Genomic DNA, 24,227 nt, shown 5'->3' with positions numbered 1-24,227 from the left:
CGCGGGGTGCCGAGATTCGCTTCCTAGGGTGGGCCCCCGTACGACGGCGACTTCCGCCGGTCATGGCTGGGGTGACGTTCGAGAGTTACTTCTTCGGGGAGTCTGCATGGGTTCTGGCGGTGTTTCTTCGGCACAGGAGGCAATGTGGCTGGAACAGAATCTTGCGCCTGAGGTGCCGAACAGCACCACGACCATTTGGGACGTCCGGGGCGAATTGCACCTGCGGGACCTCGAAGACGCGCTGAGAACGGCCATGGGGGAGGCGAGCGCCCTCCTGGTGAACTTCCGGCGGGACGACGACGCGCTGCGGCTCGTCACCCGGAAACCGGACGCGTACGACGTCTTCCGCGTGGACGTGAGCGATGCCGCCGACCCGGCGCACGCGGCTCGCGCGTTCCTCACGGAACAGGTCCGGCGCCCGTTCGACCTCAGTGCGGACGCGCTGTTCCGGATCGGTTCCGTCCGGATGGGCGACGCGCATCACCTCGTATGCCTGATCTTCCACCACATCCTCACCGACGCGTTCGGCGTCTTCACCCTGCTGTCCCAGCGCGTCGCGGAGGTCTACCGCGCCCTGCGGGCCGGCTCCCCGGTGCCCGAACGGCCGGGCACCCCGCCCGAGATCGCCGGCGAGCGGGAGGCGGCGTACCGGTCGTCGGGACGCTTCACGGACGCGGAACGGTTCTGGCGGGATTACGTAGCGGCCGACGGGACGGCCGCCCGGCTGCCGGCGGGGATGCGCGCGGACGCCGCGACCCGTGCCGACGACGCCGGGTTCTGGGACGGCCTGACCGCACCGCTGGGCGTGTCCAGCTACACCACCAGCGTGGCCGCGAGCGAGGCCGCCGGGTGGCAGGAGGCCGCCGAGTCGGCCGGTACGAGCGTCCCGGACCTGCTCACCGCGGCCGCGACCGCCTTCCTGCACCGCATGTGCGACGTGCCCAAGCCGCTGCTGTCCTTCACCGTCAACTATCGCAGCGGCACCATCAGGAACGCGCTGGGCCTGTACTCCAACGCCCTGCCCCTGACGGTGGACGTGCCGGCGTCGGCCGACTTCGTCGAGCTGGCGCAGTCGCTGCGGACGGAGCGTCTGCGGGTGCTGCGGCACGCCGAGTACAACGTCTCCCTGATCAAGCGCGCTGCCGGTCACGCGGGTGACGCCCGCAGCCCGTTCGGCCCCGTCGTCAACGTCATCCCCTTCCTCAAGGAACTCGACCTCGCGGGCGCCGTCGGCAGGTTCTCCGGCGGAACGTTCGGCCTGCCGGACGAAGTGAGGATCTCCACCTACACGGACGGCGGTGCGGACAGCGACCTGTACGTCCGGTTCGACGCCCCCGGGTACCTGTACACCCACGAGGACATCGCCGGGCTCGCCGAACGGTTCGTCGCCTTCGTCCGCGCGGCCCTCGCCGACCCGCGTGCACGCGTCCGGGACGTAGGAGCCGTGGGGAAGGAGGAGCGTGCCGCGCTCCTCGACCGCTCCCGCGGACCCGTCGTCGACCTGAACGGTGTGACGGTGCCCGCCCTGCTCGACCGGCGGGCGGCCGCCGCTCCCGAGGCGGTCGCCGTCCTCCACGAGGACACCGCCCTGACCTACGGGGAACTGTCCGTGCGGGCCGACGCCCTCGCGCGCAGGCTCGTCGAGCGCGGTGCCGGGCCGGAACGGTACGTGGCCGTGGCCGTTCCCCGTTCCGTCGAACTGGTGGTCGCGGTGTGCGCGGTCCTCAAGGCCGGGGCCGCCTGCCTCCCCATCGACCCGGACTGCCCGTCGGACCGCGTGGAGGCGATGCTGAGCGACGCCCGGCCGGCGCTGCTGCTCACGGTCGCCGGGATCGACGGACTGGCCGTCACGCCGCTCGACGGGGCACAGCCGCTGTGGGAAGCGAGCGTCATCGAGCGGGCCGCCGGCCCGCAGGGCGCCGAGGCGCAGCCGGCCGCCGCACCGCTCGACGGCTGCCGCGGCGAGAACGCCGCGTACCTGCGCTACACGTCGGGGCCGTCCGGGCAGGCGGCCGGAGTCGTCGTGACGCACACCGCACTCGCCAACGGGCTGCTGTCGATGCAGCGGCGACACCCGCTGGACGCGACCGACCGGGTGCTGTACGAAGCCCCGGCGTCCCTCGGCGCCTCCGCGTGGGAGATCCTCTGGCCCCTGATCGCCGGTGCCACGATCATCATGCCGGCGCAGGACGTCCACCGCGACGCCGCCTCGCTCGCCGCGGCGGTCCGGCGGACCGGTGCCACCACGGTCCACCTCGTGCCGTCCGTGCTCGCCGAACTCGTCCGCGACGAAGCCGTCGCCACCGCCTGCGCGGGCCTGCGCCGCGTCCTGTGCGGCGGGGAAGCGCTCCCGGCCGACCTGGCGGCACGGTTCCGCGAGATCTGCGACGTCCCGGTCCACAACCTCTACGGTCCGGCCGGGACGGCGCTGGACGTCACCTCGGGGGAGCACCGGCCCGGTTCGCCCACCGTGCCGATCGGACGGCCGATCCAGAACACCGGCGTCCACGTGCTGGACCGCCACCTGCACATGACACCGGCCGGGGTGGTGGGCGAGGTGTACGTCACCGGCGCCGCGCTGGCCCGGGGCTTCCTCAACCGTCCGGCCGTCACCGCGGACCGCTTCGTCGCGTGCCCGTTCGGCCCCGCCGGAACGCGCATGTACCGCACGGGCGACCTGGCCCGCTGGAACGCCGACGGCGAACTCGAATTCGTCGGACGCGCCGACCAGCGGGTGCGCATCCGCGGCTTCTGGGCCGATCCGCTCCAGGTCGAAGCCGTCCTCACCGCCCACGCCGGAGTGGCCCAGGCCGCCGTGACCGCCCGGCCCGACGGCCCCGACCAGCCCGCCCAGCTGGTCGCCTACGTGGTGCCCGCGACCACCGGCCGGCTGGGCGCCGCCGGCCAGGACGTCGACTTCAGCGCCGGGCTGGACGTGGCCGAGGTGCGCCGTCACGTCGCCGCCCGGCTGCCCGAACACCTCGTGCCCGCGGTCGTCGTCGTCCTGGACAGCCTGCCGCTGACGACGGACGGCAAGCGGGACCGCGCCGCGCTGCCCGAACCGCAGGTCACACGGCGGGCCCATCGGGCGGCGCGGACCGTCGAGGAACGCATCCTCGCGGACGCCTTCGCCGAGGTGCTGGGCACCGGTCGCGTCGGTCTGGACGACGACTTCTTCGCCCTGGGCGGTGACAGCATCTCGGCGATGCGGGTGGTGACGCTCGCCCGCGCCGGCGGCCTCGCGCTCACCGCGCGGACCGTCTTCGAACGCCGCACCGTCGCCGCGCTGGCGGCCGTGGCCACGCCGGCCGACGCCCCGGCCGCCGCGGGGACCGAGGCCGCGGCCGACAGCGGCCGCGTCGGCCCGATACCGCTGCCGCCCATGGCGCGCCTGTTCGCCGAGCGCGGACCGGGCCTGGACAGGCTGGCCCAGTGGCTGGTGCTGACCCTGCCGGCGGACATGCGGCTCGACCTGCTCACCGCGACCGTGCGGGCGGTCCTGGACCGGCACGATGTGCTGCGCTCCCGGCTGACCGACGGCGCGTTGCTGATCCAGCCGCCGGGATCGGTGGCGGCGGACCGGCTCGTCCGGCGCGTGCCGTGCCCCGGAGACTGGGACGGGCCCTCGTGGCGGGCGCTGCTGGAGGCTGAGGCCGCGAAGGTGATCGCCGAGATCAGCGCCTCGGCCGGGCAGATGCTCCGCTTCGTCTGGTTCGAACCGTCGGACGGCGGACCCGGCAGGCTGCTCGTCGCCGCCCACCACCTCGTCGTGGACGGAATGTCGTGGCGCGTGCTCGTCCCCGACCTCGCCGAGGCCTTCGGGCAGCTCCGGTCCGGACGGACGCCGGCACTGGCACCGGTGGGAACGTCGCTGCGGCGCTGGCTGGACGAACTGGCGGACGACGCGGTACGGCCCGAGCGCGTGGCCGAACTGGACCTGTGGCGCGGGATCCTCGCGCCGTCCGGCGACCCGCTGGGCGCCCGGCCCCTCGACCCGAAGGCCGACCTGACCGCGACGGCGGAGACGCTGAGGGTCGACGTTCCGGCCGATCTCAGCAGGGAACTGCTCACGTCGGTCCCGGCCGCCTTCCGCTGTGGTGTCGACGACGTGCTGCTCACCGCCCTCGTCCTCGCACTGGCCGGGCGGCGAAGCGGCCCGCACGCCGCCGGGACGGTCGTACGGCTGGAAGGGCACGGACGGCAGGAGGAACTCGTTCCGGGCGCCGACCTGACGCGTACGGTCGGCTGGTTCACCACGGTCCACCCGGTCCGCTTCGACCTCTCCGGCATCGACGTCACCGACGCGCTGGGCGGCGGCCCCGCCGCGGCGGACGCGCTCCGGCGGGTCAAGGAAGGCCGGCGCGTCCTGCCCGACCAGGGCATCGGCTACACCCTGCTGCGCTACTTCAACGAGTCGACCGCGGCGGTCCTGCGCGACCACCCGGCCGACGAAGTGGGGTTCAACTACCTCGGGCGGTTCTCCTTCGACCGTTCCCGGACCGACCACGAAACGGCGTGGACCCCCGCCCCGGAATGCGCCGAGCTGGTCGCGGCACCGGACCCGGACACGCCGCTGATCTCCGCACTCGCACTCGACTCCCTCGTCACCGACACCGGCGACGGCGAACAGCTCCAGGCGTTGTTCACGTTCGCCACCGGAGTGCTGTCCACCGACGAGGTGCGGCACCTCGCCGACGCCTGGCAGACGGCTCTGCGCGCCCTCCACGCACAGGCGACCACGGGCGCGAGCGGGCTGACCCCCTCCGACATGCCGTTGGTCGACGTCCGCCAGCAGGACCTGGACGGCTGGCAGAGCCGCTACGGCCGGATCGACGACGTGTGGCCCCTGACGCCGCTCCAGCACGGGCTGCTGTACCACAGCATGCTCGGGGGCAGCGCCTCCGCGTCGTACCAGACGCAGTTCGCGTTCCGGATCAGCGGATCGGTGGACGCGGCGCGGCTTCGCGCCGCGGCCCAGGCCCTGCTGGACCGGCACCCCAACCTGCGGGTCGCCTTCGTGACGAAGTCCACCGGAGAACCGGTCCAGGTGGTCGTGGACGGCGTCGCAGTGCCCTTCCGGCACGTCGACCTCACCGGCCGGCCGAACGCCGAGGAGGAACTCGCCCGGGTCCTGGCCGAGGAACGCGAGGCGCAGTTCCGCCCTGACACCCCACCGCTGCTCCGGTTCAGCCTCATCACCCTCGGTCCGACGCAGGCCGAACTCGCGCTGACCGCGCATCACGCGCTGTTCGACGGCTGGTCGCTGCCACTCATCGAACAGGAACTGATGGACCTGTACGCCGGCCCGGCCGACGACCGTGAACCGGTCGACCACGGCTACCGGGAGTTCCTTCGCTGGCAGTCGCGGCAGGACACCGGCGAGGCCGTCGCGGCCTGGGCCGAGGAACTGTCCGACCTCACGCAGCCCACCCTCCTGGCCGCGGGGCTCGCCCCCGCCGACAAGGGGGAGACGGCCACCGACGTCGGTCAGGTCGACGTCCCGCTCACCCGCCAGGAAGCGGCCCTCGTGGTGCGTCAGGCCGCGGCGTGCGGCATCACGCCCAATGTCCTGGTGCAGGGCGCGTGGGCGGTCGTACTCGCCCAGCTCACCGGGAACTCCGACGTCGTCTTCGGCACCTCGGTCACCGTACGCCCACCCGAACTGCCGGGCGTGCACACCGCCGTCGGCATGTTCACCAACACCGTGCCGGTGCGGGTGCGGTGCGCGCCCGCCGACAGCCTCGAAAGCATGCTCCTCGCGGTACAGGACGCCCAGGCCAGGACGCTGGAGCACTACCACGCCGGGCTCGGCGACATCCAGCGGGCGACCGGACTGCCCACGCTCTTCGACACCATCGTGATCTTCGAGTCGTTCCCCGTGGACCGGGAGGCGCTGTCCAAGGCCGGCGCGTCCGCGGACCTGACGGTGACCGGCATCCGGCCCTTCGCGCCGACCCACTATCCGCTGACCGTGCTCGCCGCGGCCGACCCCATGCTGAGCGTGACCCTCCAGTTCCACCCGGACGTCCTCGACCGGGACACGGTCGAAGCGACAGCCGACCGCTTCGGCCGGGTGTTGCGGAGCTTCCTGGCGGACCCGCGCACCCGCACTGCAGCGGTCGACGTGCTGTCCGACGCCGAGCGACAGCTGGTGGTCCACGAATGGAACGACACCGCGCTGGACGTGCCGGACGAGTGCGTGCCGCAGCGGTTCGCCCGGCAGGCGCGGACCACCCCGGACGCGGTGGCCCTGGAGGCGGGCCAACAGCGCCTGGCATACACCGAGTTGGACGAGCGCGCCAACCGGATGGCGCACTGGCTGATCGCGCAGGGCATCGGGCCCGAGAGCCGGGTCGTGGTGCTGCTGCCCCGCTCGGCGGACCTGGTGGCGGCGCTGCTGGCGGTCTGGAAGGCCGGCGGCTGCTATGTCCCCGTGGACCCCGACCATCCCGCCGCCCGGGTGCGGGATGTGATCGAGGACTGCGCGGCGTCCCTGGTCCTGGACGAGACCCTGCTGGAGCGGACGGACTTTGCGCGGTACCCGGCGCACGACCCCGGGCACGTCCCGGCCCCCGGCCACGCCGCCTACACCATCTACACCTCCGGTTCGACGGGCAGGCCCAAGGGCGTGGTCGTCAGCCACGGCGCCCTGACCAACTTCCTGGCCGGCACACAGCGCACCCTCCGCCTGTCAGCGTCCGACCGCCTGGCCGCCGTCACCACGATCGCCTTCGACATCGCGGCACTGGAGCTGTTCCTGCCGCTCACCACCGGGGCGCGCGTGGTGCTAGCCACCCGCGACCATGTCGCCAACCCGGAGGCCATGCTCGATCTCGTCGGTCGGGCCGGCGTCACCGTCATGCAGGCGACCCCGGCGCTGTGGCAGATGCTCGCACTGCACGACGCGAGCCGCCTGGCCGACCTGCGCGTCCTGACCGGCGGCGAGGCCCTGCCCCGGCCGCTCGCCGAGAAGCTGTGCGCCCACGCCGCGCAGGTGATCAACCTGTACGGGCCCACCGAGACCACCATCTGGTCGACCCTCGCGGACGTCTCGGTCAGCAAGCCGCCGTCGATCGGGACGCCCATCGCCAACACCCAGGTCCTCATCCTGGACGCGGCCCTGCGGCCCGTCCCGCCGGGCGTCGGCGGAGACCTGTGGATCGCGGGGGACGGCCTGGCCCGCGGCTACCACCGGCAGCCGGGCATGACCGCCACACGGTTCGTCGCCAATCCGTTCGGCCCGCCGGGCACGCGGATGTACCGCACCGGAGACCTGGCCCGCTGGTCGGGGACCGGGGAGATCGAGTTCCTCGGCCGGGCGGACTTCCAGATCAAACTCCGCGGTTTCCGGATCGAGCCGGGCGACGTCGAGCACGCCCTGACCGGGCACCCGGCCGTCCGCGAGGCCGTTGTGACGGTGCGCGAGGACCAGCCCGGCGACAAGCGCCTCGTCGGATACGTCGTCGCCGCCGACGACGCGGAAGTACCGCCGGCCAGGGAGTTGCAGCAGTTCGTGCGGGAGCGGCTGCCCGACTACATGGTCCCGTCGGCGGTGGTCGCCCTCCCCGCCATCCCGCTGACGGCCAACGGGAAGCTGGACCGCTCGCGGCTGCCCCGGCCCGAGGCGAACAGCGCCAAGTACCGCGCGCCGGAATCACCCCGGGAAGTCGCGCTGTGCGCGCTCTTCGCCGAAATCCTCGGCGTGCAACGGGTCGGCGTCGACGACGACTTCTTCGCCCTCGGCGGGCACTCGCTGCTGGCCACCCGGCTCGTGGCGCGAGTGCGGTCCGACATGGGCGTCGAGATCCCGATCCGCACCATCTTCGCCGCACCGACCGTCGCCGAGCTCGCCCGGCGCTGGAGCGGCCTGTCGACCTCCGTCCGGAAGCCTCTGCGCAGGATGACCGAAAGGTAACAGGAGCATGGCGCCCCTCTCGTATGCGCAACAGCGCATGTGGTTCATCAACCGGTTCGAGGGCCGGACAGCGACCTACAACATCCCGATCCTGATCCGGTTGCGCGGACGGATCGACCAGGACGGCCTGCGCGCCGCGTTCCTCGATGTCCTGACCCGCCACGAGATCCTGCGCACCGTCTACGACGAGCTGGACGGACAGCCGCTGCAAAGGATCATCGAGCCTGCCGAACTGAGCCTGCCCTGGACCGACTGGGGATGGGTGTCCCCGGACCAGGTCGACGGCATCGTCGCCGCCTCGGTCCGCGAGGGCTTCGACCTGTCGACCGACCTGCCGATCCGGGCGTACCTGCTGCGCCCCGAGCCGGACGTCGCACTCCTCGTGGTGGTCATCCACCACATCGCCGGTGACGGCGGCTCGCTCGGCCCCTTCACCCGGGACCTCTCGGCCGCCTACCGGGCCCGCGCGACCGGCGCGGCGCCGACCTGGGACGAACTGCCGGTGCAGTACTCCGACTACGCGCTCTGGCAGCGAGAACTGCTCGGCGACGAGTCCGACCCGGACAGCGTCTTCTCGGCCCAGCTGCGCTACTGGCGGCAGGAACTGGACGGGGTCTCCCGGCCGATCACGCTGCCCTTCGACCGGCCGCGCCCCGCCCGGGCGAGCTACCGCGGCGACAACCACGGGTTCGAGATCTCCGAAGCGCTGCTGGAGAAGGCGGAACGTCTCGCGCGGGCGCGCAACGTGACCGTGCCGATGGTGTTCCAGGCCGCGCTGGTGGTCCTGCTGCACCGGCTCGGAGGCGACCGCGACATCACGCTCGGCTCGCCCATCGCGGGCCGCACCGACGAGGCCCTCGAAGGCCTCGTGGGCTTCTTCGTCAACACCTGGGTGCTGCGGGTGGGCCTGGCCTCCGGCGACACGTTCTCGCAGGTCCTCGAAGAGGTCCGCAAGAAGGCCCTGGCCGCCTACGACCACCAGGACCTGCCGTTCGAGCGGCTGGTGGAGGTGCTGCGCCCCGAGCGCTCGACCGCGCACCACCCGCTGTTCCAGGTCACCCTCGCCTGGCAGAACAGCGTCCGCCAGGAGCTGGACCTGCCCGGTGTGACGGCCTCGATGGAGCCGGTCGCCACCGGCACGGCCAAGTTCGACCTGTTCTTCAACCTGATGCCGCACCCCACGCGCAAGGCGGTGACCGTCGATCTGGAGTACGCCACCGACCTGTTCGGCCCCGCCGCCGTGGCGGCGATCGCGGCCCGGTACCTGAGCGTGCTGGAGCAGGTCGTCGACCACCCCGACCGCGGCGTGGCCGACCTCGACGTATCGCCGATGCCGGCCACGCGGGACGAGCGGGCGGCCGACGCCGGCGAGCGCGAGAAGATCCTCTACGAATGGAACGACACCGACCGCGACTTCCCCTGCCCGGGACCGATCCACCTGCCGTTCGAGCGGCAGGCCGCCGCGCGGCCCGACGCGATCGCCGTGCGCTGGGCGGACGGCTCCATGACCTACCGCGAACTGAACCGGCAGGCGAACCGGATCGCCTGGACCCTCAAGCGGCGCGGCGTGGGACCGGAGACCGTGGTCGGCGTGGCCGTCCGGCGCGGCCCGCTCATGGTCGCGGCCGCCCTCGGCGTGCTCAAGGCCGGGGGAGCCTACCTGCCCATCGGCGCGTCGCTGCCGTCCGACCGGGTCGCCGGGATGCTGGCCGACGCCTCCTCGACGCTGGTGCTGACCACCGAGGACACCAACAAGTGGACGCCCCCGGACGGCGTGGAACTCCTCGACGTCGGCAGCGCCGGCATGACCCTGTCCCTGGACGGCGAGATCAACCCCGAGCCGGTGGCGAGCGCCGACAACACGGCCTACATCATCTTCACCTCGGGAAGCACCGGAAAGCCCAAGGGCGTCACCGTCGCGCACCGGCCGGTGCACAACCTGCTCAACTGGTGCTACCGCACCTTCGAGTTCGGTGCCGACGACGTGAGCCTGTGCGTCACACAGCTGGACTTCGACCTGTCCGTGTTCGACATCTTCGGCCTGCTCGGCGCGGGCGGCGGCGTCTACATCGCGGACACCGTCCAGCAGCGCGACCCCGAGATGCTGCTCGACGTCCTGCTGTCGGAGCCGATCACCTTCTGGAACTCGGTGCCGGGCACGCTGAACCAGCTGGCCCCGCTGCTGCCGCAGGCCGCGGGCAGCCCCGGGATGAACGACCTGCGCCTCGTCTTCCTCTCCGGCGACTTCACCCCGCTGCCCCTGCCGGACCAGGTCCGCGCGGCCTTCCCGCGCGCCGAGATCGTCAGCCTCGGCGGCGCGACCGAGGCGACGGTCTGGTCGAACTTCTTCCCGGTCGGCGCGATCGACCCGCAGTGGCGCAGCATTCCCTACGGGCGGCCCATCGACAACGCGCGCTACTACGTGCTCGACGAGAAGCTTCAGCCGTGCCCGGTCGGAGTCGAGGGCGACCTCTACATCGGAGGGCCGGTCACCGCTCTCGGGTACGTCAACCGTCCCGTCCTCACGGCCGAGCGGTTCGTCGCCGACCCGTTCGGCGGGACCCCCGGCGGGCGCATCTACCGCACGGGCGACCGCGCGAGCTTCTTCCCGGACGGCAACATCTGCTTCCTCGGCCGGGCCGACGGCCAGGTGAAGGTGCGCGGCTTCCGCATCGAGCTCGGCGAGGTCGAGTACGCCCTGAGCCGCCACCCCGCGGTGCGCCAGGCCGTCGCGATCACCCGCCGCGACTCCTCCGGCGACCTGCGGCTGGTGTCCTACGTCCTGCCCGACCTGAGCACGGTGGAGAGCGTGGTCGCCGCCGACGAACAGGTCCGGGAGTGGCAGGAGATCTACGACCAGGGCTATCTGGAGGTCACCGACCGGGACTTCGGCGAGGACTTCAACCTGTGGGTGTCGAGCTACACCGGCGAGCCCATCCCGGTCGGGCAGATGCGCGCCTGGCGGGACGCCGCGGTGGACCGGATCCTGGGGTTCACGCCGCGCCGCGTGCTCGAACTGGGCGCCGGAACCGGCCTGCTGCTCGCCCGGATCGCGGGCAGCGTCGAGGCGTACTGGGCGACCGACTTCTCGGAGCCGGTCGTGGAGCGGCTCGGCCGGCAGGTCGCCGAGGCGGGCTGGTCCGAACAGGTGCGGTTGCTGTGCCGGCGCGCCGACGACCTCGACGGAATCCCGCAGATCTTCGACACCGTCGTGCTCAACTCCGTCGCCCAGTACTTCCCGAACGAGCGCTACCTGGAGCAGGTCCTCGACGGCGCCTGGGAGATGCTGGAGCCGGGCGGCCGTCTCGTGCTCGGCGACATCCGCCGGGCCCGCTCGCTGCGCGCCTTCCAGGTGGCCGTCCAGCAGGCCAAGCACGGCAACGTCCCGGCGGCCCAGCTGCGCGGCGCGGTCGAACAGGCCCTGCTCCTGGAGAAGGAGCTGGTCGTCGACCCGGAGTGGTTCCACCGCTGGGCCGAGCGCGCGGGTGCGGCCGGTATCGACGTACGCCTGAAGGACGGCGCCTACCAGAACGAACTGACCCGCCACCGCTACGAGGTCGTCGTGCACAAGCCGGGCGGAGAGGCCGCGGACCGGCCCCGCGCGGTGGACGCCGTGCCGCGCCTGGAATGGGACGGCGACCTCGACGGCCTGGCCGGCCGCGTCCGTGACCTGCGCGAGCCGGTGGTCCGGATCACCGGCATCCCCAACGCGCGCGTCATCGAGGAGGTGGCGGCGGCCCGCGCCCTGGGCCTGGAGGAGTCCGAGCCGCCGGCGGCGGCGCCGCTGGAGCCCCAGGAGCTGGCGGACTGGGCCGCACGGCAGGGCTGGCAGGCCGCGCTGAGCTGGTCGGGCAGCGCCGTCGACCAGTTCGAGGCGGTCCTGCTCACCGACGCCACGACCGGGCAGCGGGCCCTGTCGGGCACCTACGTCCCGGTGGCGGGCGCCGGTACCTGGATCAACGACCCGGCCGCCGCCGCGGGCATCACCGCCCTCCCGGCGGTCCTGCGCGAACACCTCACGAAGACGCTGCCCGAGTACATGGTGCCGTCGGCGATCGTGCCGATCGGCAGCGTGCCGCTGACCGTGAACGGCAAGCTCGACCGGGCCGCGCTGCCGGTGCCGGAGTACGCCGCCGCCCGGCGCGGCCGGCTGCCGTCCACACCGGAGGAGGAGTCGCTGTGCGAGATATTCGCCGGCGTCCTCGGGCTCGACCGCGTCGGCGTGGACGACAACTTCTTCACCATCGGCGGCCACTCGCTGCTCGCCACCCGCGTGGTGAGCCGCATCCGCGCCGCGCACGGTGTCGAGATCCCCATCCGGGCGATCTTCGAGGCGCCGACCGTCGCCGAACTCGTGACCCATCTGACGGACCACACGAAGCTCAGGCCGCCGTTGAAGCCGCAGCCGAGGCCCGAACGGCTGCCCGTCTCCTTCGCGCAGCAGCGACTGTGGTTCATCCATCGGTTCGAAGGGCCGTCACCGACCTACATCATCCCGCTGTCCATGCGGCTGCGCGGAAAGCTGGACGCGCACGCGATGCGCCAGGCGGTGCGTGACGTCGTGGTGCGGCACGAGTCGCTGCGCACCCTCTTCGACGAGGTGGACGGCACGCCCTACCAGCGGGTCCTCCACCCGGACGAGGTGGAGATCCCCTGGCAGGAGCACCAGGTCACCGAGACCGGCCTGCGGGACGCGCTGCGCGAGGAGGCGCGCCGGCCGTTCGACCTGGCGCGGGAGATACCAGTGCGGGCCGCGCTGTTCCGCGTCGACGAACACGACGCGGTGCTGCTCCTCCCGCTGCACCACATCGCGGCGGACGGCTGGTCGCTGGGCCCGCTGGCCGAGGACCTCACGGCGGCGTACACCGCCCGGTGCCTCGGGCAGAGCCCGAGCTGGGCCCCGCTGCCGGTCCAGTACGCCGACTACACCCTGTGGCAGCGCGACCTCCTCGGCGGCGACGAGCCCCACAGCCTGTACCGGCGCCAGCTGGACTACTGGACGCAGCAGCTCGCCGGGCTCCGGGAGTCGCTGGACCTGCCGACGGACCGGGCCCGGCCGGCCGTCGCGTCGTTCGCCGGCGACGTGCTGCCCGTGGAACTCGACGAGGAGCTGACCGACGGCATCCGCCAACTGGCCCTGCGCACCGGGACCACCGTGTCGATGGTCCTCCAAGCCGGTCTCGCGGCGCTGCTCAGCCGACTCGGTGCCGGCGACGACATACCGATCGGAGCGCCGATCGCCGGGCGGACCGACGAAGCGCTCAACCGGCTCGTGGGCTTCTTCGTCAACACCTGGGTGGCTCGCGTCGACACCAGCGGCGACCCCAGCCTGACCGAGCTGGTGGACCGCGTGCGGGAAGTCAGCCTCGCCGCCTACGACCACCAGGACATCCCGTTCGAGCACGTGGTCGAGATGCTCAACCCGGTGCGCTCGACCGCGCATCACCCGCTGTTCCAGGTGTGCCTGGCCCTCCAGAACAACGTCCAGCCGGCCTTCGACCTGCCGGGCCTGACGGTGACCCACGAACCGGTCGACATGGGCGTCGCCCGCTTCGACCTGTTCCTGAACCTCACCGAGCGGACCGGCGACGAGGGGACGAGCCGGATCGCCGGGCTCGCGGAGTACGCGACGGAACTGTTCGACCGTGACACGGTCGCGGGGCTGGTGGACCGCTGGCGGCACCTGCTGCGGCAGTGGGTCGACGCGCCGGACACCCCGATCGGCGCGGTGGAGATCCTCACCCGGGACGACCTGCCGGCCCTGGAGCGGTGGACGGGCCGCGGCCGCGGCAGCGAGCGCGTCACCGGCACGATCCCCGGGCACTTCGCCGCCGTCGCCGCCGAACGGCCCGACGCCGTCGCCCTCGTGACCGCCGACGGCGAGGAGAGCTGGACGTACGGCGAACTCGACCGATGGGCCAACCGCATCGCCCACCACCTCCGCGCGCGCGGCGCCCGCCCGCACCACCGTGTGGCGCTGCTCATGGACCGCTCCCCGCTGATGGTCGCGACGGTCCTGGGAACGCTGAAGGCGGGCGCCTGCTACGTGCCGATCGACCCCACCTGGCCGCGAGCGCGCATCGACGCCTTGCTCGCCGACCTCGACCCGGCAGTGGTGGTCGACGAGCGGCTGGCCGAGGAGGATCTGGACGGCCACCCGGCGCTGCCGCCGGACGCCGACGGTCTCGGTGAGGAGCACGTCGCCTACGTGATGTACACCTCCGGCTCGACCGGGACGCCGAACGGTGTCGAGGTGAGCCATCGCAACGTGCTCGACCTCGCGCTCGACCCCTGCTGGTCCGACGGGGCCCACGAACGGGTGCTGGTGCACAGCCCGCAGACCTTCGACGCGTCGGCGTACGAACTGTGGGTCCCGCTGCTGCACGGCGGAGCGGCCGTGGTGGCGCCCCCGGGGAAGCTGGAGCCGGCGCGGCTGGCGACGCTCATCGCCGAGCGGGGCGTGACCGCGCTGTGGCTCGGCGCGGGCCAGTTCGACCTGCTGACACAGCATCACCCCAAGTGCTTCGCCCAGGTGCGCGAGGTGTGGGCGGGCGGCGACGTGCTGTCACCGGCCGCCGTGCGCCGGCTGCTGGGCGAGGACGGCACCCTCACCGTCGTGAACGGGTACGGTCCCACGGAGGCGACGGTCTTCGCGGCTCGCCACCGGATGTCCTCGCCGGCCCAGTGCAAGGACCCGCTGCCGATCGGCGAGCCCATGGCGGGCAGCCGCCTGTACGCCCTCGACGACCGGCTGCGGCAGGTGCCGCAGGGCGTGGTGGGGGAGCTGTACATCGGCGGTGACGGCGTGGCACGCGGCTACGCGGACCGTCCGCGAGCGACGAGCGAGCGGTTCGTCGCCGACCCGTTCGGGCGCCCGGGCGACCGGATGTACCGTACGGGCGACCTGGTCCGCTGGAACCACGACGGACAGCTGGAGTTCCTGGGCCGCGTGGACGACCAGGTGCGCGTCCGCGGTCTGCGCGTCGAACCCGGAGAGGTCGAGGCGGCCCTGCGCAAGCGGGACGGCGTGGCGCAGGCGGTCGTGGTCGCCCGCGAGGACCGGCTCCGCGAGCGACGCCTGGTCGCCTACGTGGTGCCGGAGGTGGCGGACGCGGACGTGACCGAGCAGGTCGAGAAGTGGCGCGCCATCTACGACTCGATGTACGGCGAGACCACGGCGGACGCCACCGTGATCGGCGACGACTTCACCGGATGGACCAGCTCCTACACACGCCGGGCCATTCCGCTGTCGGAGATGCGCCAGTGGCGCGACTCCGTGGTGGAACGGGTACGCGGCCTGGGGGCGCGCCGGGTGCTGGAGATCGGCGTCGGCTCCGGCCTCCTGCTCGGTCCGCTGGCACCGCAGACCGAGGTGTACTGGGGCACCGACTTCTCGCAGCCGGTCATCGACCGGCTCGGCGCCCAGGCCGGCACGGACCCGCGGCTGAAGGAGAAGGTGAGGCTGCGGTGCCAGTCCGCCGACGATGCGGACGGACTGCCGGCGGAGTTCTTCGACACCGTCGTCCTCAACTCCGTCGTGCAGTACTTCCCGGACGCCGCGTATCTCTCCCGCGTCCTGGACGTCGCCCTGGACCGGCTCGCGCCGGGCGGCCGGATTCTGATCGGCGACGTCCGCAACTACGGCACCCTGCGGGAGTTCCTGACGGCCGTCCACTGCGCCCAGCACCCGGACGACGGGCCGGCGGCCGTACGGGCGGCGGTCGAACGCGCCGTGCTGAGCGAGACGGAACTGGTCGTCGACCCGGGCTTCTTCACCGAGTGGGCACAGACCCACCGCGACGTGGTGGCCGTGGACGTACGGCTGAAGCCGGGCGCGTACCAGAACGAACTCACCCGGCACCGCTACGAAGTCGTCCTGCACAAGCAGCCGAGCAAGCCGCTGCACCTCGCGGACGTCCGCACGGTGACCTGGGGCGCGGACGTGCGGCACCTGTCCGACCTGGAGACCGCGCTGACCCAGCACGGCGGCCACCTCCGGCTGGCCCGGATTCCCAACGCCCGGCTGGTGAGCGAGGCAGCCGAGTGCGGTGTCCCCACCGAGACGCAGGAGACGCCCCTCGACCCGCACGAGCTTCAGGCCTGGGGCAAGGAGCGGGGCCACGCGGTCCACTGCACCTGGTCGGCGGAGGCGCCCGGCTGGTTCGAGGCGGTGATCATCCCCGAGGGCAGCGCGCACTGTTGCGACGGTGTGTACCGGCCGATGGACACCCGCTCGCGCCCGCTGGTGAACGCGCCGTCGGTGTCCCGCCGGGTGACGCGGCTGCCGTCGTGGCTGCGGGAGGAACTGGCCGCCGAGCTGCCGGACCACATGGTGCCGAGCGACATCATGGTCATCGAACGCATGCCGGTGACCGCCAACGGGAAGATCGACCGCGCCCGGCTTCCCGAGACGGAGGCGGACGACGAGGAGTTCGGCTCCCCGCGCACGCCCCTGGAGGCCGAACTGGCCACGCTGTTCGCCGAAGTCCTGGGCATGGACCGGGTCGGGGTCGACGACGACTTCTTCGACTGCGGCGGCAGCTCCCTCCAAGTCATCCGGCTCATCTGGCGCATCCGTGCGGAGCTGGGCTTCGAGATCCCCATCAGGACCGTGTTCCAGCATCCGACCGTGGCCGAGGTCGCGGAACAGCTGTCGGCCGGCGTGGACGCCGTCGAGTTCGACGACCCGTTCTCGGTCGTGCTGCCGATCCGGACCGAGGGCGACAAGAAGCCGCTGTGGCTGGTGCCACCGGGCGGCGGACTGTCCTGGGCCTACCTCGGCTTCGCCCAGCACCTCGACCGGTCACGGCCGGTCTACGGTCTCCAGGCACGCGGGTTCGCCGGGGAGCCGCGAGCGACCTCGATCGAAAGCATGGTGGACGACTACGCCGACCAGATACTGCGCGTTCAGCCGGAGGGGCCCTACAACGTGCTGGGCTGGTCGTTGGGAGGGCCGATCGCCCAGGCGGTGGCCGCCGAACTCCAGCGCCGGGGACACGAGGTGGACCTCCTCGGCGTACTCGACTCGGGCCCCTCGAGCTACTTCGCCGACTTCACCACCCCCGACGCCAAGATGGTGCGCAGGTACCTCGCGCACTACATGGGCCATCTGGCGGGAATGGAGGAATTCGAATCGCTCGTCCAGACGTCCACCACCCTCTTCATCGAGCACACCGAGCTGATGACCCGGTACACGTCGCCGCGGTTCCGCGGAGATGTGGTGTTCATCGCCGCTGTCATCGACCAGGGAACCCGCGAACGGCGGCAGCTCGAGGTGGAACTGGACGTCCAGTGGCGGGATTTCACCGAAGGAACCGTGAAGCGCTTCGAGATCGAATGCGCGCACAACGAGATGATGTGGCCCGACAACGCCGCTGAGATCGGCCGCATCGTCAACGAGATCATCACATCGGCACGATGACCCGGCTGCCGCCCCCGGACCGGATGTGACAGCTATGGAGGAGAGATGAGCGTGAATCCGTTCGACGACGAGACCGGCGAGTTCTATGTCGTGGTCAACGACGAGGACCAGCACTCGCTGTGGCCCACGTTCGCCGATGTGCCCGCCGGCTGGCGCGTCGCGTTCGGGCCGGCGGGGCGCGCGGAGAGCGTCGCCTACGTGGAGGAGCACTGGACCGACATGCGGCCCCGGAGCCTGCGTGAGGCGATGCAGGCCTCATGAGGCAGGTGGGCCCGCGGGCGGACGTCCGCCCGCGGGCCCACGGCTCTGCCGCCGACCTCGAGAAGCGTTCGAAACACCTAGGGAGACGCCATGGCCCTTGCGACCACCAGGCACAGTCAACACGACCCACTGTCCGTCGCGGACGCCCATGGCTTCATCCGGGTGTACGGGGCACGGGAGAACAACCTCAACGACGTCGACGTGGCGATCCCGAAGCACCGGCTGACCGTGTTCACCGGCGTGTCCGGCTCGGGGAAGAGCTCGCTGGTGTTCGACACGATCGCCGCGGAGTCGCAGCGGCTGATCAACGAGACCTACAGCACGTTCGTGCAGGGTTTCATGCCGACCCTGTCGCGCCCCGACGTCGACGTGCTCGAAGGCCTCACCATGGCGATCGTCGTCAGCCAGGAGCGCATCGGCAACAACCCACGCTCCACCGTCGGCACCGTCACCGACGCCAACGCGATGCTGCGCATCCTGTTCAGCCGGCTCGGCGAGCCACGCCTGAACTCCCCCCAGGCGTACTCGTTCAACATCCCCTCGATCAGCGGCGTGGCCGCGGTCACGGTCGAGCAGAGGGCCGGGACGGTCGAGGAGCAGCGCAACTTCGACGTCACCGGCGGCATGTGCCCGCGCTGCGAAGGCATGGGCTCGGTCACCGACCTCGACCTCGCCCAGCTCTACGACGCCACGAAGTCGCTCGACGACGGCGCCATCACCGTGCCCGGCTACCACGTCGGCGGCTGGAACTGGCGGGTCTACGCCGGTTCCGGGCTCCTCGACCCCGGCAAGCCGATCGAGAAGTACACCGAGAAGGAACTCGACGACTTCCTCCACCACAAACCGACCCGGCTGAAAATACGCGACCTCAACACGACCTACGAAGGACTCGTCGCAAGGGTCCAGAAGTCGCTGCTCAGCAAGGACGTCGAGGCGCTCCAGCCGCATGTGCGCGCCTTCGTGGAGCGAGCGGTCACCTTCACGTCGTGCCCCGACTGCGGCGGCACCCGGCTCAACGAGAGAGCCCGGGCGTCCAGGATCAAGGGCGTCAGCATCGCCGACGCCTCCGCGATGCAGATCGACGACCTCGCCGAGTGGGTCCGCGGTCTGAACGAGCCGTCCGTGGCACCGCTGCTGACCTCGCTTCAGCACACTCTCGACTCGTTCGTGGGCATCGGGCTGGGCTATCTCTCCCTTGACCGGGCCTCGGGCACGCTCTCGGGCGGCGAAGCACAACGCGTGAAGATGATCCGGCATCTGGGGTCACCGCTCACCGACGTCACCTACGTCTTCGACGAGCCGACGATCGGCCTGCACCCCCATGACATCCAACGGATGAACGAGCTTCTGCTGCAGCTGCGCGACAAGGGCAACACCGTGCTCGTCGTGGAGCACAAGCCCGAGGCCATCGCCATCGCCGACCGCGTCGTCGACCTGGGCCCCGGCGCCGGTGCCGCGGGCGGCACCATCTGCTTCCAGGGCACCGTCGAGGAGCTGCGGGCCGCCGACACGCTGACCGGCCGCCACCTCGATGACAAGGCGTCGCTCAAGGACAAGGTGCGCACACCGTCGGGCTCGCTCGAGATAAGGGGAGCGAGCGAGCACAACCTGCGGGATGTCGACGTCGACGTCCCGCTGGGAGTGCTCGTCGTCGTGACCGGCGTGGCCGGCTCGGGCAAGAGCTCACTGATCGAAGGGTCGGTGTCGGGACGCGACGGCGTGGTCACGATCGACCAAGGACCGATCAAGGGCTCACGGCGCAGCAACCCCGCCACGTACACCGGCCTGCTCGAGCCGATCCGCAAGGCGTTCGCCAAGGCCAACGGCGTGAAGCCGGCACTGTTCAGTTCGAACTCCGAGGGCGCTTGTCCCACCTGCAACGGGGCCGGCGTCATCTACACCGACCTGGCGATCATGGCGGGAGTCGCGACCGTCTGCGAAGTATGCGAGGGCAAGCGGTTCCAGCCCTCCGTGCTCGAGTACCGTCTCGGCGGCCGCGACATCAGCGAAGTGCTGGCCATGTCCGTGACCGAGGCACAGGCGTTCTTCGCCGCCGGCGAGGCACGCACGCCCGCCGCCGTCGCCGTCCTCGGACGGCTCGCCGACGTCGGGCTCGGCTACCTCTCGCTGGGCCAGCCGCTCCCCACCCTCTCCGGCGGGGAACGGCAGCGACTGAAGCTGGCCACGCACATGGCCGAGAAGGGCGGCGTCTACGTTCTCGACGAGCCGACCACCGGCCTGCACCTCGCCGACGTCGAGCACCTGCTCGGCCTGCTCGACCGGCTCGTCGACTCCGGCAAATCGGTGATCGTCATCGAGCACCACCAAGCGGTCATGGCCCACGCCGACTGGATCATCGACCTCGGCCCCGGCGCCGGCCACGACGGCGGCCGCGTCGTCTTCGAGGGCACCCCGGCCGACCTCGTGGCCGGCCGCTCCACCCTCACCGGCGAGCACCTCGCGGCGTACGTCAACGCTTGACGGCAACTCACCCGCTCCCGGCCACAGGCCCGGCCGCAGACCTGCCGTGAGGGTCGCTGCCGCAGCCCATAGCTGCTGGCCAGACGCCCGCGATGCCCGTACTTGACAGACTTGACCAGCTGTTCCTGGCCAAGTTCTTTCACCCCTGTGGCACGTCCGCAAGGTTGCGCCAATCATTGAGTGCGGTCACGGGAACTGGGCCTGCGGGGGAGGCAGTGATGGGGGCGACTGGTGTTACGTCCGCACAGAAGGCCATGCGGCCGACAGATGCGTTCGCACCGGCCGAGAGGAACGACGAGGTGACGCTGTGGGACGTAGAGGGTTTCCGCCGAAGCGATGACTGCCGTCGCTGCTGCGCGACGAACTGGCGTAGACGCTCCCCGAGTTCATGACGCGGAGCGGGTGATGACGACCTTCGAAGACCCGTTCGCCGGCGTGCTGCCGAGCCGCGCCTAGGGGGAGAACCCACCGCTGTGGTGGCTGCCCCCGGCGGCGGTCCGAGCCGGCCCCTGCATGAGCTGGACCAAGCACGACGAGGGTCAGCACTCGCTGTGGCCGGCCTGTGCAGAAAATCCAGCTGATCGGCCCATTGTCCACGGACCGGCCGCGCGAGCGGACAGCCGTGCGCTCGTGGAGGTATCCGGACCGACACCACCCCCAGGAACCCGAGGAGGGCCATGGACGCATAGCCGAGGGGATTCCCGCAAGGAGCCGCGCGCTCTCAATGCCTCGAAAGATTCGTTGCCGGGGGCCCGTTGCCAGTGCCAACGGGGCCACGAGCTTTCATGGAGGACTGTTTTGCTTGTGGGAGGTCGGAACACCGACGTCATCTTCGTCCGATGGCCTGCGCAGGCGGACCTGAGGACCCGCTGCCGGAAGGAGGGAGTGCCGCGGTTACTCGTCGTCGAGGCAGGTGCGCAACCGCCGATCAGCAACGACCCGGTCGAGGACTGGGTCCGCCCTCCGGTGTCCCGGGATGACCTGGAGGCGCGGGTCAAAGTCCTGCAGAATCGTTTCAACAGCCGCCGGGTGCCGACGATCGACTCAACCGGAACCTTGAGCTTCGGCCGTCACTCCATCACCATCTCCACCACGCAGACGGAGCTGATGCGGCTGCTCATCGATCGCTTCGGCGAGGTCGTGTACCGCATCGAGTTCGTGCAGCGCCTCGCCACGCGGACGCCGACGCTGAACAGGAACTCGCTCGACCTGCACATCATGCGGCTCCGCCGCCGGCTCCTGCCGCTCGACCTGTCCATCCGGACCGTGTGGGGCCGAGGCTACATGCTGGAGAGCGCGACCCCCGCCGAGGTGGTCCCAGTAACGAATGCCGGCGGAATCTGAGCGAGGTCCCGGACCTGCGCATCATCGGCCCGGCGACGGCCGGGGACCGTGGCGCCGCCATCTCCGTCGTGCGGGTGGACACCCACCCGCACGACGTCGGCCAGGTCCTCGACGAGCAGGGCATCGTACGGAACTTCTTCGGATGAGGGGCTGAGGCGTGAAGCTGACATCGATGTACCAGGACGTCATCCTGGACCACTACAAGAACCCCCGCGGGCGTGGTCTCCGGGACGGTGACGCCGAGGTGCACCACGTGAACCCGACCTGCGGTGACGAGATCACGCTGCGCGTGAAGTACGACGGTACGACGCTCCAGGACGTCTCGTACGAGGGCCAGTGCTGTTCCATCAGCCAGGCGAGCGCTTCCGTACTGAACGACCTCCTGGTCGGCAAGGAACTGGCCAGGGCGCGGAAGATCCAGGAGACCTTCCTGGAGCTGATGCAGTCCAAGGGGAGGATCCAGCCCGACGACGCGATGGAGGACATCCTGGCGGACGCGGTCGCGTTCGCGGGGGTGTCCAAGTACCCGGCCCGGGTCAAGTGCGCCCTGCTGAGCTGGATGGCGTGGAAGGACGCGACGGCCCAGGTGCTGGGCGGAGCCGGCGTGGTCGTGACGGACGTCGTCGAGGACCGGGCCGAGTCCGCACGGGCGGCCTGGTCGACGAGTTCACCCTGACCTGCCGGCCGGCCGCCCACTGGTACTCGGCGGGCGGCCGGCTCGCGTTCTGGTACGCCGGTCGCCCGCCTTCGGGCCGTGGCCATCTGCTCGGGCTGCCGTGCCGCGCAGGCGGTGAGACCGCATGCCCTCTCATTCGGTGCGGGCGGCCGAGCTTTCCGACAGCAGCCTCTCGTGGACCTGCGCCCGCAGCTGCCGTAGCCGGGGGAACGGCAGGGTGACCCGGCGTGCCAGGTGGTCGACGCCAGTGCTGCCGCCGGTGCCGTTGCGGTTGCCCACCATCTTCGAGACCAGCGCCAGATGGGTCATCTTCCACCGCCAGTAGCCGTTGGCCACGTCGAGCAGGCTGTCGGCGATGCGGTTGAGCACGCCGGCGCCGGGGCCCTGCGCGCAGACATCGGCGACGCTGCTGCCCCTGTGCTCGGTCAGCCGCTCGAACGACCGGTAGAGGCGGCCCTCCTGCCGGTCGCCGCCCAGCAGCTGCGCCAGCAGGCGGAACTGCGCCGACTGCGCGCCGCTGGCCCCGTCGAGGAACGGGCGGAACTCGGCGAAGTGGCGCAGCGGCAGCTTCTCCAGCGCGACCAGCTGGTCGTGCAACACCCGGAGCAGCTCGGCGGTGCGCTGGAGGAACTCCAGCGCCAGCTCCTCGTCTTCCGGCCCGTAGGGCGGCGTCATCGCATCCGCGGCGGCGTCCAGGTCGATGGTGACCTGCTTGAGCCACAGCTCGCAGGACTGGTGGGTGACGATGAAGAAATGCTCGGCCAGTGTCACGGCCCGGCTCGCGGTGTCCGGGGTGCGGGTCTCCTGCAGGGACAGCAGGGTGTCGACGTGCAGGTAGTCCGCGTAGGTCAGGATGGTCATCAGGCGGCTCCACCGCATTCCCGCGCGAACTCCAGCAGTTCGCGTACGCCGTCCCGCAGCACCCGCGGCTCCACGCACACGGCGATCCGGACCAGGTGACGGGACCAGGGCGCCGGCTCGGCCGACATGACCCGTCCCCTTGCGTCCAGGCGGGGTATCAGCGCGAAACCGCTCCCGGGAACCACCGCAACGTTTCTGCTCTCCAGCAGGCGGGCGGCGAATTCTTCGGCGGTCAGGCCCGTCGGCGCCACATCGAGCACCGCGTACCAGCCCCCGGCGGGCAGTTCCGGCAACAGGCCGGCGTCGCGCACGGCCGGCAGCGCGGCATCCCGATTGGCGAGCACCATCGCGCGGTTCTCCCGCACCACCTGCCCCAGCCGCAGCGCCTCCAGTCCCGCGTACTGCACGGGGGTCGACATCGCGATGATGTTGGCCTCCTGCACGATCCGTACGGCCCGCGCGGTGCGTTCGTCGGCGGTGCTCAGGTACCCCAACCGATAGCCGGTCATCGCCAGGCTCTTTGAGAAGGTGTAGACGCTGTGGACGATCCGCTCGGAGACCGGCACATCGCGCTCCAGCGACGCGGTGGAGACGTGCTCGCCGTCGTAGACGAAGTGCTCGTACGCCTCGTCGCTGATGATCTGCCAGCCCCGTGCGCGCGCCATGTCGAGGAGAGAGCGCAGTGTCGCGGTGTCGAGGACGGCCCCGGTGGGGTTGGCGGGTGAGTTGAGCAACAGCACTTTCGTGTTCGGGGTCGCGGCCGCCAGCACCGACTCGGGGTCCGGCCGGTAGTCGCGCCCCAGGGGGTAGAACACCGGGCGGAGGCCCGCGAGCAGGGCCTGCTGGAGGTGGATGGGCCAGTGCAGCTCCGGCAGCAGGATCTCCGCGCCGGGTTCGGCCACGGCCTGCATCAGTGCGGCCAGGCCCTGGCAGGAGCCGGGCGTGACGAACACCCGGGACACGTCGGTGTCCACGCCGTTCTCGTCGGTGAGCTTTTCCACCAGGCGCTCGCGGAGCTCGAGCAGGCCCTCGACCTCGGTGTAGGTGGTGTGCCCTCGGGTCACCGCCTGAGCCAGTGCCTGCGCGACCTCGGGCGGCGGAGTGAAGTAGGGCTCACCGACGTGCAGCTTGGTCACCGGAGCACCGCTGATGCGCTCGTGTTCATCGGCCTCGCGGAAGACGCGATGAAGTTCCGACGACGGAATCGTCGACGAGACCGCGGCACCGTCCAGCAGTTGGGGATATGGGCTTGGCAGGGGCATGGTATC

General features: G+C 71.4%; 8 protein-coding genes and 1 pseudogene. 7 read left to right on the top strand and 2 right to left on the bottom strand.

What is annotated here, in order from left to right:
• The first annotated feature begins 106 nt into the window (after nt 1-106).
• The 7 genes and pseudogenes from HJD23_RS09070 to sufU all read left to right on the top strand — a co-directional run bounded on the left by HJD23_RS09070 (nt 107) and on the right by sufU (nt 22,098).
• Nucleotides 107-7,915, top strand: a complete 7,809-nt coding sequence (locus HJD23_RS09070; protein ID WP_277347773.1) for a non-ribosomal peptide synthetase — start codon at nt 107-109, stop codon at nt 7,913-7,915.
• Between the two features lie 7 nt (nt 7,916-7,922).
• The gene (locus HJD23_RS09065; RefSeq protein ID WP_171116181.1) at nt 7,923-17,336 is read left to right on the top strand and encodes a non-ribosomal peptide synthetase; all 9,414 of its coding nucleotides are present in this window, start codon (nt 7,923-7,925) and stop codon (nt 17,334-17,336) included.
• 45 nt (nt 17,337-17,381) lie between these two features.
• On the top strand, nt 17,382-17,597 hold the full coding sequence (locus tag HJD23_RS09060; RefSeq protein WP_171116178.1) for an MbtH family protein: 216 nt from the start codon (nt 17,382-17,384) through the stop codon (nt 17,595-17,597).
• 90 nt (nt 17,598-17,687) lie between these two features.
• Nucleotides 17,688-20,078, top strand: coding sequence for an excinuclease ABC subunit UvrA (locus HJD23_RS09055; RefSeq protein WP_171116176.1), 2,391 nt, complete (start codon nt 17,688-17,690; stop codon nt 20,076-20,078).
• Nucleotides 20,079-20,591: 513 nt separating this feature from the next.
• The gene (locus HJD23_RS44695) at nt 20,592-21,422 is read left to right on the top strand and encodes a winged helix-turn-helix domain-containing protein (RefSeq protein WP_277347772.1); all 831 of its coding nucleotides are present in this window, start codon (nt 20,592-20,594) and stop codon (nt 21,420-21,422) included.
• Nucleotides 21,413-21,547: pseudogene (locus tag HJD23_RS09040) on the top strand (aminotransferase class V-fold PLP-dependent enzyme); the annotation flags it as partial. The gene HJD23_RS44695 and the pseudogene HJD23_RS09040, both read left to right, overlap by 10 nt.
• Nucleotides 21,548-21,579: 32 nt before the next feature.
• Nucleotides 21,580-22,098 (top strand): Fe-S cluster assembly sulfur transfer protein SufU, encoded by a 519-nt coding sequence (gene sufU, locus HJD23_RS09035; RefSeq protein ID WP_171116174.1) that lies wholly within the window; start codon nt 21,580-21,582, stop codon nt 22,096-22,098.
• A gap of 132 nt (nt 22,099-22,230) precedes the next feature.
• Here the strand turns inward: sufU and HJD23_RS09030 are convergent, their stop codons facing one another.
• Nucleotides 22,231-22,959 (bottom strand): tryptophan 2,3-dioxygenase family protein, encoded by a 729-nt coding sequence (locus HJD23_RS09030; RefSeq protein WP_171116172.1) that lies wholly within the window; start codon nt 22,957-22,959, stop codon nt 22,231-22,233.
• Nucleotides 22,959-24,221, bottom strand: a complete 1,263-nt coding sequence (locus HJD23_RS09025; protein WP_171116170.1) for a pyridoxal phosphate-dependent aminotransferase — start codon at nt 24,219-24,221, stop codon at nt 22,959-22,961. The genes HJD23_RS09030 and HJD23_RS09025 overlap by 1 nt, the downstream gene beginning before the upstream one ends.
• Nucleotides 24,222-24,227 lie beyond the last annotated feature (6 nt).

This window comes from Streptomyces sp. Z423-1, from assembly GCF_013009255.1.
Classification (GTDB): Bacteria; Actinomycetota; Actinomycetes; order Streptomycetales; family Streptomycetaceae; genus Streptomyces; species Streptomyces gossypiisoli.
Note: the sequence above shows the minus strand (reverse complement) of the source record. Positions and strands in the feature narration are given on the sequence as shown.

What these genes read in the sequence shown, in the direction of transcription:
- HJD23_RS09070 (WP_277347773.1), top strand. Translation starts at nt 107, where the DNA reads ATGGGTTCTGGCGGTGTTTCTTCGGCACAGGAGGCAATGTGGCTGGAA.
- HJD23_RS44695 (WP_277347772.1), top strand. Translation starts at nt 20,592, where the DNA reads ATGAGCTGGACCAAGCACGACGAGGGTCAGCACTCGCTGTGGCCGGCC.
- HJD23_RS09025 (WP_171116170.1), bottom strand. Translation starts at nt 24,221, where the DNA reads ATGCCCCTGCCAAGCCCATATCCCCAACTGCTGGACGGTGCCGCGGTC.
- HJD23_RS09065 (WP_171116181.1), top strand. Translation starts at nt 7,923, where the DNA reads ATGGCGCCCCTCTCGTATGCGCAACAGCGCATGTGGTTCATCAACCGG.
- HJD23_RS09055 (WP_171116176.1), top strand. Translation starts at nt 17,688, where the DNA reads ATGGCCCTTGCGACCACCAGGCACAGTCAACACGACCCACTGTCCGTC.
- HJD23_RS09030 (WP_171116172.1), bottom strand. Translation starts at nt 22,959, where the DNA reads ATGACCATCCTGACCTACGCGGACTACCTGCACGTCGACACCCTGCTG.
- HJD23_RS09060 (WP_171116178.1), top strand. Translation starts at nt 17,382, where the DNA reads ATGAGCGTGAATCCGTTCGACGACGAGACCGGCGAGTTCTATGTCGTG.